A 12751-nucleotide genomic window follows, 5' to 3' on the forward strand; every position below is an offset into this window, starting at 1 on the left:
AGTCTTTCGTGCGCTTATTCAATGGTACAATAATCTCATATAATAATTGATCACCATGCGTGAAGTTGAAAAGAACGTAATCAAAGAAGGACATGAATGGTTTGATTACTGCACTAACATTACCACTGTTTCCCGACAGCTTTACAACACTGCTCAATTCACCCAACGTCAGGGATTTTTCTACGGTTGGGGATCGCATTCACAAGCCAGTTTAGACACTTTATTTAAACAAAATGAGAACTACAAAGCCTTACCTGCGAAAGTAGCGCAACTCGTTTTGAAACAGAATGCAGATGCCTGGATTGTTTACTACAAATCATTATCAGCCTATAAAATTGATTCAAGTAAGTTTACTGGTTTTCCCAAACCACCCAATTATATTGACGACAAAAACCTAGTTAAGTTCAACAATCAAGCAATTGGTAAAAGAGCATTTGGCAAGGGTTCGGTGGTTCCTTCGATGTCGCCAATCAAAATTCCAGTCAAACCTGGACTCAATTTTGAGGACTTATGCGAAGTACGAATTGTCCCAAAAACGGGATGTTTTATGATCGAAGTAGTCTATGAAATTACCGAGTTGTCAGACTTCTTCTGTAGCTTAAACAAGAGTCTGAATGCGTCGATAGACATTGGTTTAGATAATCTAGCGACAATTGTTTTTAACGATCTAGAAATACAGCTATAATGGGTGAACTCATTCTTAACTTTTCTTCCTTTGCGCTCTTTGCGTCCTTTGCGGTTCGTTCTCTTAACCCTCAAAATTAATGGGACAGACTACTAGACTTGCTTTCACGTTAAGTTGACACCTATGGGCTTTGCGTAACCCAACATCCTGATATCTATTGGGTTGCGCTCCGCTCCACCTAACCTACGTCTAATGCACTATTTTACTTGCCATGCCACTAGAAGCAGAGAAGGAGGAAAAATATTGAATTAGGGTTTCAGGCTGAAGTTGACACTAATGACCAACTGTATGGTAATATCTCATAGCATTATGCTAAAAAACTTTGCCTAAAATCAAAGAGTAGCCAACCCATGAGTTTAGCTGTAATTAAGTTCTCTTCAGAAGAGTGCGGCATCTGCCACAAAATGTCTTTTTATGACAAAAAGGTGGCTGAAGAACTGGGTTTAGAGTTTATCGATGTCAAGATGCAAGATACGACTGCTTATCGCAAGTATCGCAAGATTTTATTAACTCAGTATCCCGATAAATCAGAAATGGGATGGCCTACTTACATCCTCTGCAATTCTCCAGAAGGGGAATTTCAGATTGTGGGTGAGGTAAAAGGAGGTCATCCCAAGGGGGAGTTTAGAAGCCGTCTGCAAGAGGTTCTGAATTCCACAACAGCTAATCAGAACTAGTTATCTCAAAAGATTTGACCTCTAGAACGGGGCCAATCATGGCAATAGTCATGATATCTTCGCGTACCTGTCCTTTAACTTTTGCTTTTTGTCCGGCTTTGAGTAAGTCTTTGTCAGCCCCTCTGAGGATTTCGTAAGTAACACCCTCTTCTGTGACTAACGCCCATGCGCCTGTACCAATATCACGGCGTTCGATTGTACCTGTAAGTGTGATGCTCATAAGAGTGCTGAGTGCTGAGTTGGGTATTGGGGACTGGGGACTGGGGACTGGGGACTGGGGACTGGGGACTGGAGAAGAATTTTCCCAATCCCCCAGTCCCAAATACCTAGTTCCCAGTCACCTTCTATGCAATTTTTTCTTCGTTTTTTAATGCTAAACGAGCAAGTCCATAACAGATTAGGGCGTTGGCGATGAGGAAGAGGCGTGCTATGTTACCACTTCCTAAACCCCAAACAGCTGGATCTAAAAATGCACTTACTGTCAAGCAGGCTGCGACACCTAAAGTTGAACCAATGGCAAACCATTTCCAACTAGGATGTCCCAGCAGCAATGCCATTAACACAATGGGAATTAGTACGCTGGCAAATAGGGGATTCAACGCATCAGTTCCCTGGAGGGTATTGCCTAGTTCGGGAATTGAACTGCCCAAAACCCGGAAAGGCCATTGGGGAAGATCAAAAATATAGATTCCCTTGAGGAAGAATAACCCAGAACTACCAGCAATTAGTCCACTGGATAAAGACCAACTCCAAGCGAAGGGGAAGTAAACCCGTAAAAACCAAGCTAGCAGATAGGAACCAACTACCATTAAAATCTTGGGTAAGAGCGCGATCGCACCACCATCAATCCAAAAGCCGGGGTTAAGATAGCCGCTATCCCTTAACCATCGGAAGAAATCTGGAAAACTGATTTGTCCGCTAAAGGCTAGTTTGACTGCTGCTTCTGCATTGAGTTGTCCAGCGCCATAATAGTTCAAACCATCATCCTGAATGACTCGTGCTGACTGCTTGAGGACTTTTAAGACTTCATCTGGTTCTTTGATGCCAGCAGCTTTGATTAATGCTGCAACACCGGCAACGTGGGGAGAAGCCATGCTTGTACCCTGGAAGCCCAGAAATACGCCTTCGCCCTTTTCATCGATAGTTTCTTGGAGAATTTTACCAGCTTCACTACCACCGGGAGCAGAGATATCTACCCCAGCACCAAAGTTAGAATAGGGCGCTCTTTCGCCATCTGGGCCAATTGCCGAAACGCCGATAACGTAGGGATAGCGGGCTGGATAGCTTGCTCCATTGGTGTTTTCATTTCCGGCTGCGGCGATGATAACTACACCTTTTCTATGGGCGTACTCGATCGCTTGTTTCATCAACTGGCTTTCACCGCCACCGCCTAAGCTCATATTAATCACATCTGCGCCTTTATCAGCAGCAAATTTAATCGCTTCGGCAATATCGGCAACAGTACCACCGCCATAAGAACTGAGTACCTTCAGGGGCATCAAACTAGCTTCGTAGGCAATTCCTGCGACACCATATTTGTTATTTGTGGCTTGGGCAATAGTTCCGGCAACATGAGTACCGTGGCCGTTATCGTCAGTGGCTTCTTCTCGGTCGTTTACAAAATCGTAGCCCTTGACGAATTTTGTCTCATATAAGTCTCGAACCTTGGTAATTCCGGTGTCAATAACTGCGACTGTGATGCCACTGCCTTTAGTTTGACTCCATGCGCCTTCAATACCGATTTTGTGCAAGTTCCACTGCTTGCTGTAATATTGGTCATTGGGGCCAGTTAATGAAGGATTTGCTTCTTCATCTTCTTGGGGATTCAAAAATTCACCTAGCCAAGCGGTTTTACCTGGTTGGGGAATGCTGCTGTAGATATAGTTTGGTTCAATGAATTCTGTCGCTTGGGCAAACTGAGATTTTTTCAGTTCTTGCAGCCGTTGGCGATCGCCCTTGATAATATACACATTATCTTTTTTGGAAAACTTGTTGTCTAATTGGGGTGTAACGTTGTATTGTTTGGCGATCGCTTGTAGATCCTGTTCCACCACAAGTGATGGAATATCTTCCCGAAAATCAAGCAAAATCGTCTCAAACTCTCCTCTGGCTGCCAATCCCTGGAAATTCAGGAAACCAAATATGGCAGCTCCCAGCCCAATGACAAACAAGCACAATAATATAAGTTTTCTCATATTAACTCATCACCGCTTTTTGCCAGTTTGTTCACTACCATAACTTATCTGCATCACTTGTTGGTAGATTTCGCACTTTTAGTTACAAGTCTCATTCATGACTCAGGATTTTTTTAACGATGGAACGTGGTCTTTTGTGGTTGCCCCTGTTAGTAATGTTTTTCTGGTTAGCTTGGCAAGGCTCGAAGGAGTATCAAAAGGTCGAAGCTTATCGCGTCTGGGCAGAGCAATTTGAACGGGCTAAGTATGATATTTATGCTGTATTAGGTCAAAAAGGCAACAATATAACTTGGGGAAAACCCACGCCTCAAGGACCGATTAAATTAGAAACATTCTCTTTGCTTGATATCAAACAAATCCAAGTTTTAGTAGATGACAAATCAGTAGATGTAAATAATCCACCTGAGAAAGGTCGTTCTATAGAATTAGAATTTCTATTTCCCGAATCTACTAACTCAGTGCGGGTTCCGTTTACAGAAATCCCTTTGGCGGCGGAATGGGGTAAGTTTTTGCAGGGGGTATTACAAGAATTGCGATCGGAAATACAGCAGTTTCCAAATGAATAAAATACTTACGCTGTATTCATTTTTAATTTTTAATTTTTAATTCCGCTTTGTAGTACTAAGCTGTTCCATATTTAAATTGCATAAGCTGGGCGCTCATATTGCCCAGCCCACAAGAGTTATGTTTAACAAACTCCGTGGGTTTAAGTCCCCCGGTTCAATAACCGGCAAGTTTTGGGTCGGGGTCTAAATCCCCGTCACAAAACTTAATTACGAATTACGAATTACGAATTACGAATTATTTAATTCGATTATGCAAGTTAGTTTTTTAGCTTAGGAGATTTTCATCGCCAGAATCTTCAAAGCTACTGCCTCAGGGACGGGCATCACCGATAACCGATTTCCTTGTCTCACCACCATTAGCTCTTCGGCGGTAAACTTCTCTTTGAGTGTTGATAGCAAGATGGGGTTAGAAAAAGTTTCAACGAATTCTACTACAACTGTTTGCCAGCGAGGGGATTCGGGACTTGACTTCGGGTCGTAGTATTTACTTTTTGGCTCAAACTGAGTCGGATCAACAATATCTTTTTTCACTACACGCATTAACCCTGCAATACCGGGAAAATTAGTATTGGAATGATAGAAAAAAGCTAAGTCTCCTTCATCCATTTGGCGCAAAAAGTTGCGGGCTTGATAATTACGAATACCGTCCCAGATAGTCTCACTTTGTTGTTGAAGGTCAGCAATGCTATAGACTTCTGGTTCTGATTTCATTAGCCAATAATTCATCTACACAATTTATGGATACATTACAAAAGTATTTCAAGAGTCAGGGTGAGTAGAAATAACCGCTATACAAACTCTCGTCCGCCTCAGCTGACTAAGGAAAATAAACCTACGTCTGTGGGTTTGCCCTTTTAAATGCGGTAAGCTATGACGGCATAAAACGGATCTCCTCCAGCTGCACCCAACCACTGTAATAAATTTGGTAATGTTGACTTATGAGCTATTACTTCTGCTGTTGTAAATCCGGGGATTGAGGCGAAGTACTCTTTGACTAATTCCACTCGAACTGCTTCTGAAGCCTCCCGCCAAGCTTGAATCGCCTTTTCAAAAAACATCCGGTTAGAAAAGCTGATAATTGCGACACCACCGGGTTTCAAGATGCGGTAAATTTCGGAAAATACGGCTTCTGGATATTGGACATACTGCACAGATACGCAGTTGAGAACAGCATCAAAATCTTCATCTGGTAATGGTAGCTGGGGATTGTCGTTAAGATTTTGCACGAAGTAATGGTTTAAACGGGGATTACGTGCCAGTTCCTCGGCGTTGAGTCCATGTCCCTCTACATGAGAAAACGGCATCTCTTCTGGCAGATGAGATACCCAGCTGCTCATCATATCAAAAATGCGGGTGTTGGGTTTCAGGCGATCGCGATATAAATCCGTTAGCTGTTGAATAAATCCTTCATCGACATGGGTGACGAAGCGGGGATAGGCATAGAATAGCTTATCATCTGTATCGTCTAATTTCAGGCGTTGATTCGGTCTTAACTGCATAAATCTCTGTTTTGGAGAACTTTTCGGAAAATTACGGCAATCTCAGGTATTTTTCAAAAATCACTATGTAAGATATTTTAATAACAGCAGGACACTTAAGAATTCAAAATTCAAAATTCAAAATTCAAAATTAAAGACATTTCAGACGAAGAGAAGTGCCTTGCGCGGGTTCCCCACGTTGTGGCAACTTCGGGGATTTCAACTCCTACTGAGACTGATACTACATATAAATGTTGGGGTCTTAAACCCTTGATTTGACGATAAACCAGTCTAAATAGCAGCATTCAATTTTATCAATTCAATGTTCTATAAACTACACTTCTTGCAGTATCTTTGGCGACAAATCCGCCTAGTGGGATTATTACCCTATTTGAGTTTGTTCACTTGGATACTGCCCTTATTATTATTTACTTCTGGTAACAATAGTCTGATGGCACATGATGAAGCACTTTACGCATCGCGTGCCCGTCTGATGTTTGATTCTGGTAATTGGATGACTCCTTGGGAAAATGCACATCATAAAACCCCTGGCCCTTATTGGTTAATTGCCAGTTTCTACAAGCTGTTTGGGATGAGTGATACTAGTGCGCGTATTCCTAGTATGATCGCTGGCATTTTTAGCTTATGGCTGGTGTATGAAATTGGCAGAATTATGCTATGCAAAAAAATAGCTTGGCTAGCTGCTGCAATTTTAAGTGTGGAATTTCTCTGGCTACAATACTGCCGTTTAAGCACACCTGATGTACCAATGATTTTCTTGGTACTTCTAGCTATTTATTCTTTAGTAAAAACGGAAGTATACCCCAAATATCGCTATTTTTGGAGTTTTATCGCTGGCTTGAGTTTAGGTTTAGGCTTCTTAGTCAGAAGCTTTATGATTTTTTTACCAATTATAGCTTTATTGCCTTATTTAATTTGGGAACATCACCGTCATCGTCATCTTGCTAACCCAATTTTATATCTAGGCTTTTTAGTAGGTTTAATCCCTACCTTTGTTTGGCTGTGGTTAAGCTGGCTTCACTACGGCAATAATAGTTTTGAGGAGTTACTCAAGTTTGTTGTGCAGTTAGGTTCTGATGACTCTTATAATCACGGGCTACTGTTTTATGTATGGAATATTCTTTTAAAAGCATTTCCCTGGGCTTTTTTTGGAATTTTAGGTTTGTTTTTGACTCTCCATCGTCCGATTAATCGTTACCAGTTAATATTAGTTGGCTTTCCCCTTACCCTATTTGTAGAACTTAGTCTTTTTAAGACTCGTTACCCTCATTATGGTCTTTGTCTTTATCCCTTTGTAGCTTTGTTTGCTTCTGTGGGTTTAAGTTGGTTAGGCAATATTTACCAGACAGGGATTTACTCACAATTTCCTCTTCAAAAAAGTAAAAATAAGATATTAAACTTTTTTGCAAAGAATAATCTTCCTCGAAATCTCAGCTATGGCTTTGGTGGATTCGGTGTTTTACTTGTAATAGCAAGTACTATTATTCTAACTTGGGGTAGTTCTGATATCCACAAGTATGCAGCTATTGGCTTGGCTATGGGCTTGGGTTGGTTAATTTTACCTGTAGTCTGGATTAGTCGTTACCACTTTGGTAAAAAGTTTCTCACCGCACGTTATTGGATTGCAGGATGGTTAATTCCCTCTTGGTTGGCTTTGGCGACGATGGGTAGCATTGGGATGTTAAGTGACTATAACCCTGTTTTGAAAACTTTTTTACAAGAAAGTGCGATCGCCTCTATTCTCCAATCTCATCCTACCTACTATGTGCAAATAGACCAGAAAACCCAAGTACTGTTTGAGTTCTATCTTCCTATTCCTGCCAAACATGTAGCCTCTATTTCCCAAATACCAGCTTTGAGCTATGCTTGGATATATACTGACCAGTCCCCTAAATTGTCTCGGCTTCATCGTATTATCAGTACAGTTAAAGAGTATCAGTTAATTCAATTTCTTTCCTAAGATAGATGCAATGCATATGTTGCGAAAAAAGACTAAATTTAGTTATAATAGTACGTACACTAACTATTTTACTAAATGGTTTCTACATCTAATCACTCCCCAACTTTAGAGTCGTGGCAGCATAATCTCGCACCATACAACTTGGGCTATAGAATCAAATTAGTCTCACAACTGCTCAGTCGCAAGTTTACTGAGAGGTTAGAACCCTTTGGATTGACGCCATTTCACTGGCTGGTGTTGTGCTGTCTTTGGCAAGAAGATGGTTTACCTACTTCTAGTATTGGGGATAAACTCAAACAAGTGGGAGGCACTTTAACAGGCGTACTAGATCGGATGGAAGAACGCGGTTTGGTGCGTCGAGAACGCGACACCCACGATCGCCGCATCTGGCGAATTTGGCTCACGGATGCAGGTAAGGAACTAGAAGCTGTATTACCGCCAGTCGCCGCAGCTGTGCGTGATGAAGCGATGGAAGGTATTTCTTTTGCCGATCGAGAACTGTTTTCCCAAATGTTGAATCGGGCGATCGCTAACCTTTCCTAAAGATGATCCCACAATCACCCGACTGGGGGAGGCAGTGTAAACATTTCTTTTGAGATAATATTACGCATACTAAGGAAATAAAAATTTTTCAGGAAATATTACGCATTCTAAATAAACGATTATCAATCAAATTATCGAAGGAGCAAGGGAGTTAAGAATCATGGGTACTAATACTTTGAACGGACGCAACGGACACAAAACACCAATTTTAGAAAAAGAAGTGATTCCTGATTCAGAGACTTTAGAAACTGTTACAGCAGAGACATCTGCAACAGCAGAAGCACCTGTTGTTGTAACTCCTGAGATCGAAAAAGAAGTTCCACCGAAGCGCAAAAGACCGAGTGGTTTAATTTTGGCAGGATTAGGCGTGGGTGCGATCGCCGCAGGTGCTTTTGGTTTTCACTACTGGCAATATGCCTCCACCCACCAGGAAACAGATAACGCCACCGTTGCGGGAAACATTCATCAAATTAGTACCCGCATTCCCGGAACTGTAAGTCAGGTGCTAGTGAATGATAACCAACTGGTGCAACCAGGACAATTGTTAGTGAAGTTAGATCCACGGGACTATCAAAGTCAGGTACAACAAGCACAAGCCGCCTTAGAAAATGCTCGTGGTCAGGCACAAGCGGCTCAAGCAAATATTGCTTTAACTTCACAAACCACCACTGGTAAGACAACTCAAGCGCAAGGGGATGTCAGTGGTGCAGTAGCAGCAATTTCTACAGCCCAAGCAGCAGTACAAGAAGCCCAAGCGGGGATACCAGCAGCACAAGCTGAAGTCAGACTCGCCCAAGCGGGGATTCCCGCCGCCCAAGCGCAGGTAGCGCAAACTAATGCCAATTTGGAAAAAACTAAAACAGATTACAATCGTTACAACGAGTTGTATAAAACAGGTGCGATCGCTCGTCAGCAATTGGATACAGCCAAGGCCGCTTATGATGTAGCGACGGCACAAAAAAACGCCGCAATTCAGGGAGTAGAACAAGCCCAAGCTAAATTAGCCTCCGCGAAAGTTGGTGTTGCTAAAGCCCAGTCTCAATTAGCACAGGCGCAAGAGAATGTTACTAACGCCCAAGCTAAATTGGCAGCATCCAAGGGAGGATTGCAACAAGCTACCGCAGGCGGACAAGATACAACAGTTAAACGTAGTCAATACGAAGCGGCAAAAGCGGCGATCGCGCAATCAGAAGCATCGCTCAAAGATGCACAGTTGCAACTATCTTATGCCAATGTTACCGCGCCCAGCGCCGGACGCATCGGTAGGAAAAACGTGGAAGTTGGTAACCGAGTTGCAGCAGGAACACCATTAATGGCGATCGTGGATAACAACTATTGGGTAGTTGCGAACTTCAAAGAAACTCAATTAGAAAAGATGCGCCCAGGAGAGGCAGTAGAAATTAAGCTCGATAGTTTCCCTCATCACACCTTTATTGGTCGTGTTGACAGTATTTCGCCAGCTTCCGGCGCTCAGTTTGCCTTATTACCACCAGATAATGCTACAGGTAACTTTACCAAAGTTGTCCAACGCATCCCAGTCAAAGTAGTTTTCGACCAAAAGAGTATTCAAGGGTATGAATCGCGGATTACTCCGGGGATGTCTGCGGAAGTTGCTGTAGAAGTCAAGTAATACCAAATTATACAGAAGACATCTCCGAAAAAGAATTGTTTTGACGTAGCACTGCTACGTCTCTACAAGGTTTCTGGGTAACGTATATTTAATTTCTGGAGATGTCTAGAGATGAGCTAGAGTGTGCTACAAAATTAGGCGATCGCGTCCGATAAAAGATAAGACGCGATCGCTCATTACAGCAATTTTCATGTATTTGAACCGCATCTGTCGTAGGGGTAAGTGGTCTATTTATACTGCAAACGGCTAATATCTGGACTTTACGGGATGGTATAAATTTCAGAGGGAAAACTTGAAGAAAAACTTTGCGTACCTACCCTGCGGGAAGGCGTACCCCTACGGGGAAGCAAGCTACGCGTAGCGTCTCGTAGAGAAGGGCTTATGCGTTTACCTCAGCGAACCTCTGCGTTTAAAAAAGTAAAATTCCTAACCGTTTTTAGTATACTCAAAGCCGAGGCACTGAGTGTGGTAAATTTAAGCTCCGAGGGTTGGAAACTGACCCTCGGAATTTTTGTAAGTATAGAAAAAATGATAGTATCAAAAGTATCAATCTTTGACAAACAACTCTGATAGTATGATAAGTTTTAATAAATTTTTGCTGATATTGATAATTTTCAACCTGGCTTTGGGCAAAAGACCTTGTAAGTATCTAAATACTCAGGGAATTTGCACAGTGGTTAGGGTGACATGAACAACAGAGCAAACCAAAGGCATGAAGAACATCATGTAATACAATATTTCTGTATATTCAACCGAGTGTTGATTTTCGTTGCAGAGATGTTTATGTCACGTAGCCTTGCTGCTGGAGGACTAATACTGCGGTTGTTGCAAAATTTCCAGCCTTCTAGACTTTCCTGCCTAAGGCTCAGACACTCATTTGTGAAAACCCAAGCTGTTCCTCTACCTGATAATGAAGCAGAAAGGCTCAAAGCCCTGGCGAACTACAATATCCTGGATACCCTACCCGAACAAGCATTTGATGATATAACTGCTCTTGCTGCCTACATTTGTAAGACTCCAATTGCTCTAATTAGCTTAGTTGATGCCGATCGCCAATGGTTTAAATCTAAAGTTGGACTACAAGCTAGCGAAACACCCAGAGATTGGGCTTTTTGCTCCCATGCCATTCTTGAACCAGAGGATATATTCGTGATTCCCAACGCCATCAAGGACGATCGCTTTCATAACAATCCCTTAGTCAAAGATAATCCCAAAATTCGTTTTTATGCTGGTGCCCCTTTAATTACACCCGATGGTCTTCCCATTGGGACGTTGTGTGTTTTGGATACCATTCCTCATCATCTAAGTTACCAGCAGTTAGATGCACTGCGCCGCCTAAGTCGTCAAGCGATCGCTCAGATGGAACTCATTCAGGAAGTTCGCAACCGCAAACAAGCGTCCCTGACTGATGAATTAACCGGTCTGCATAACCGACGTGGTTTCTTTGTGATGGCTGAACAAGAGTTAAAAATTGCTCACCGGATGAAAGCATTGTGCTGGGTGATCTTCATTGATTTAGATGGGCTAAAACAGGTTAACGACACCCTTGGTCACGATATGGGAGATGCCTTGATTATTGATGCGGGTCGATTACTCAAGCAAAGTTTTCGCAGTTCTGATATTGTTGCTCGCTTGGGTGGTGATGAGTTCATTGTTTTCATCTCCAGCTACTTTAAGGACGCTGATAGCATCCAAGAGTATCTGCAAGCAAATATCGCCAACTTTAATCAACAGCAAAACCGTAATTATGAACTTTCGATGAGTATGGGGATAGAGTGTTACTCACCAGAAAGTGATATGTCACTAGAAGAAGTAATTGCCAGGTCTGACAAATTAATGTACGCTCAGAAGCGTTTGAAGCGGCAATCTCTTACATAATTTATTTCTTGGAAGTCCCTTAGAACTAGTTTTTAAATCAAGAAATTCCATTAAATCCCCTAAATTTATTTATGGGGATTTCAACTGAGCCTCCTGCCTCCTGCCTCCTTAAGAATTATTTTCATTTACCACCTGGCTGCCATGACTGCGGGGATCATCTTGACTAGCCGTTGGTGCTACTGGGGCTGAAAATTTAGAAACTTTCCCACTAGCTTGAGCATAGGGGAGAGACGAACCAGTAACCAAAGCCTCTAAATTGCTAGCCATAACCGTCCGGGGTTGATCGCCGATAGCTTGGGCTATGGTTTCTCCTTGCTGACTTAAAAATACAAAATGGGGAATCCCATCTACCCGATATCTCAGCATTTCCGGTAGCCACTTGGTATTATCCACATTCAGCATGACAAAATTCATCTTGTCAGCATACTCTGTTTCTAGTTGAGTGATATCTGGTGCCATTTTCTGGCAGACAGTACACCAATCAGCATAAAATTCTACTAGAGATGGTTTGCCGTTGTTGATTGCTACTTCTAACGGTGTGGAGTTATCGCTTAACTTGGCGAGGGTAGCCGAGGTTGTTTCAGTTCGCAATCCTAAGACGAGGGAAACGCTAAGTGCGATCGCTACCATTACAATTAAGAAGTTTCTCAAACGCTTCCCGAACGTGGATTCAGGTTTTTCGGGAGAATTAACAGGTGAGTCAGTACTCATAACAGCATTATTAAAACTTATTAGGCAATTTCCTCTTTAGTTTAGCTGACTCCAACTACTGTTTAACGTTTAGCGAAAGTCCCCACCTTCTCTGCGAGACGCTACGCGAACAAATCTTAGTAGGGTGGAGATAGGGAGCATTGGTGTCAACTTAAGCTGAAACTCCTTTAAAACCTCGTTTCCAGTCGGAGGCTGGAAATGCAACTTAAAAGCGGCTCTGCCGCGAGTCTTGAGGCGGCAGCCTCAACGACGAGCATTCCCAGTCGGAGACTGGGAACGAGGCAAATAATTGATGGATAAATTCCCTAGACATCTGGTAGGGTCGAGGTGTGCATTACTGCATCACCCCTCCCATTCGGAACCGTGCTTGCGATTTTCACCGCACACGGCTACTCAGTGTGTTATCC

Annotated in this window: 13 protein-coding genes; 8 read left to right on the forward strand and 5 right to left on the reverse strand. The window is 42.5% G+C overall.

Annotated features, from left to right (window positions below):
- Nucleotides 1-55: 55 nt before the first annotated feature.
- Together V7K76_RS29905 and V7K76_RS29910 are read left to right on the forward strand one after the other, a co-directional pair.
- Nucleotides 56-685: a hypothetical protein gene (locus V7K76_RS29905; RefSeq protein WP_334778217.1), complete on the forward strand. Its 630-nt coding sequence runs from the start codon at nucleotides 56-58 to the stop codon at nucleotides 683-685.
- Between the two features lie 350 nt (nucleotides 686-1035).
- Nucleotides 1036-1362, forward strand: coding sequence for a thioredoxin family protein (locus tag V7K76_RS29910; protein WP_334778218.1), 327 nt, complete (start codon nucleotides 1036-1038; stop codon nucleotides 1360-1362).
- Here V7K76_RS29910 and V7K76_RS29915 read toward each other — a convergent pair.
- Together V7K76_RS29915 and V7K76_RS29920 are read right to left on the reverse strand one after the other, a co-directional pair.
- The gene (locus V7K76_RS29915) at nucleotides 1349-1582 is read right to left on the reverse strand and encodes a hypothetical protein (protein ID WP_334778219.1); all 234 of its coding nucleotides are present in this window, start codon (nucleotides 1580-1582) and stop codon (nucleotides 1349-1351) included. The genes V7K76_RS29910 and V7K76_RS29915 overlap by 14 nt on opposite strands.
- Nucleotides 1583-1706: 124 nt before the next feature.
- Nucleotides 1707-3557, reverse strand: a complete 1851-nt coding sequence (locus V7K76_RS29920; protein ID WP_334778220.1) for a S8 family peptidase — start codon at nucleotides 3555-3557, stop codon at nucleotides 1707-1709.
- Nucleotides 3558-3676: 119 nt separating this feature from the next.
- On the opposite strand from V7K76_RS29920, the gene V7K76_RS29925 reads away from it, so the two are divergent.
- The gene (locus V7K76_RS29925; RefSeq protein ID WP_334778221.1) at nucleotides 3677-4123 is read left to right on the forward strand and encodes a hypothetical protein; all 447 of its coding nucleotides are present in this window, start codon (nucleotides 3677-3679) and stop codon (nucleotides 4121-4123) included.
- A gap of 270 nt (nucleotides 4124-4393) precedes the next feature.
- Here V7K76_RS29925 and V7K76_RS29930 read toward each other — a convergent pair whose 3' ends face one another.
- A complete protein-coding gene (locus V7K76_RS29930; protein ID WP_335030342.1) occupies nucleotides 4394-4849 on the reverse strand; it encodes an EVE domain-containing protein in 456 nt (151 codons plus the stop codon).
- A gap of 128 nt (nucleotides 4850-4977) precedes the next feature.
- Entirely contained in the window at nucleotides 4978-5622 is a 645-nt protein-coding gene (locus V7K76_RS29935) for a class I SAM-dependent methyltransferase (RefSeq protein WP_334778223.1), read from the reverse strand.
- A gap of 301 nt (nucleotides 5623-5923) precedes the next feature.
- On the opposite strand from V7K76_RS29935, the gene V7K76_RS29940 reads away from it, so the two are divergent.
- The 5 genes from V7K76_RS29940 to V7K76_RS29960 all read left to right on the forward strand — a co-directional run bounded on the left by V7K76_RS29940 (nucleotide 5924) and on the right by V7K76_RS29960 (nucleotide 11633).
- Entirely contained in the window at nucleotides 5924-7582 is a 1659-nt protein-coding gene (locus tag V7K76_RS29940; RefSeq protein ID WP_334778224.1) for an ArnT family glycosyltransferase, read from the forward strand.
- Nucleotides 7583-7657: 75 nt separating this feature from the next.
- The gene (locus V7K76_RS29945) at nucleotides 7658-8125 is read left to right on the forward strand and encodes a MarR family winged helix-turn-helix transcriptional regulator (RefSeq protein WP_334778225.1); all 468 of its coding nucleotides are present in this window, start codon (nucleotides 7658-7660) and stop codon (nucleotides 8123-8125) included.
- Between the two features lie 160 nt (nucleotides 8126-8285).
- A complete protein-coding gene (locus V7K76_RS29950; protein WP_334778226.1) occupies nucleotides 8286-9755 on the forward strand; it encodes an HlyD family secretion protein in 1470 nt (489 codons plus the stop codon).
- Nucleotides 9756-9876: 121 nt separating this feature from the next.
- Nucleotides 9877-10005 (forward strand): hypothetical protein, encoded by a 129-nt coding sequence (locus V7K76_RS29955; protein WP_334778227.1) that lies wholly within the window; start codon nucleotides 9877-9879, stop codon nucleotides 10003-10005.
- 437 nt (nucleotides 10006-10442) lie between these two features.
- Complete coding sequence (locus V7K76_RS29960) at nucleotides 10443-11633, forward strand: sensor domain-containing diguanylate cyclase (protein WP_334778228.1); 1191 nt, start codon at nucleotides 10443-10445, stop codon at nucleotides 11631-11633.
- Nucleotides 11634-11741: 108 nt separating this feature from the next.
- Here the strand turns inward: V7K76_RS29960 and V7K76_RS29965 are convergent, their stop codons facing one another.
- Nucleotides 11742-12344 (reverse strand): thioredoxin family protein, encoded by a 603-nt coding sequence (locus V7K76_RS29965; protein WP_334778229.1) that lies wholly within the window; start codon nucleotides 12342-12344, stop codon nucleotides 11742-11744.
- Between the last annotated feature and the right edge of the window lie 407 nt (nucleotides 12345-12751).

Origin of the sequence: Nostoc sp., assembly GCF_036917975.1 — a bacterium.
GTDB lineage: Bacteria > Cyanobacteriota > Cyanobacteriia > Cyanobacteriales > Nostocaceae > Nostoc.

Bases quoted from the DNA above. Each gene is read 5' to 3' on its own strand.
- V7K76_RS29935 (WP_334778223.1), bottom strand. From the start codon at position 5,622: ATGCAGTTAAGACCGAATCAACGCCTGAAATTAGACGATACAGATGAT.
- V7K76_RS29905 (WP_334778217.1), top strand. From the start codon at position 56: ATGCGTGAAGTTGAAAAGAACGTAATCAAAGAAGGACATGAATGGTTT.
- V7K76_RS29940 (WP_334778224.1), top strand. From the start codon at position 5,924: ATGTTCTATAAACTACACTTCTTGCAGTATCTTTGGCGACAAATCCGC.
- V7K76_RS29930 (WP_335030342.1), bottom strand. From the start codon at position 4,849: ATGAATTATTGGCTAATGAAATCAGAACCAGAAGTCTATAGCATTGCT.
- V7K76_RS29925 (WP_334778221.1), top strand. From the start codon at position 3,677: ATGGAACGTGGTCTTTTGTGGTTGCCCCTGTTAGTAATGTTTTTCTGG.
- V7K76_RS29945 (WP_334778225.1), top strand. From the start codon at position 7,658: ATGGTTTCTACATCTAATCACTCCCCAACTTTAGAGTCGTGGCAGCAT.
- V7K76_RS29910 (WP_334778218.1), top strand. From the start codon at position 1,036: ATGAGTTTAGCTGTAATTAAGTTCTCTTCAGAAGAGTGCGGCATCTGC.
- V7K76_RS29920 (WP_334778220.1), bottom strand. From the start codon at position 3,557: ATGAGAAAACTTATATTATTGTGCTTGTTTGTCATTGGGCTGGGAGCT.
- V7K76_RS29915 (WP_334778219.1), bottom strand. From the start codon at position 1,582: ATGAGCATCACACTTACAGGTACAATCGAACGCCGTGATATTGGTACA.
- V7K76_RS29960 (WP_334778228.1), top strand. From the start codon at position 10,443: ATGAACAACAGAGCAAACCAAAGGCATGAAGAACATCATGTAATACAA.
- V7K76_RS29950 (WP_334778226.1), top strand. From the start codon at position 8,286: ATGGGTACTAATACTTTGAACGGACGCAACGGACACAAAACACCAATT.
- V7K76_RS29965 (WP_334778229.1), bottom strand. From the start codon at position 12,344: ATGAGTACTGACTCACCTGTTAATTCTCCCGAAAAACCTGAATCCACG.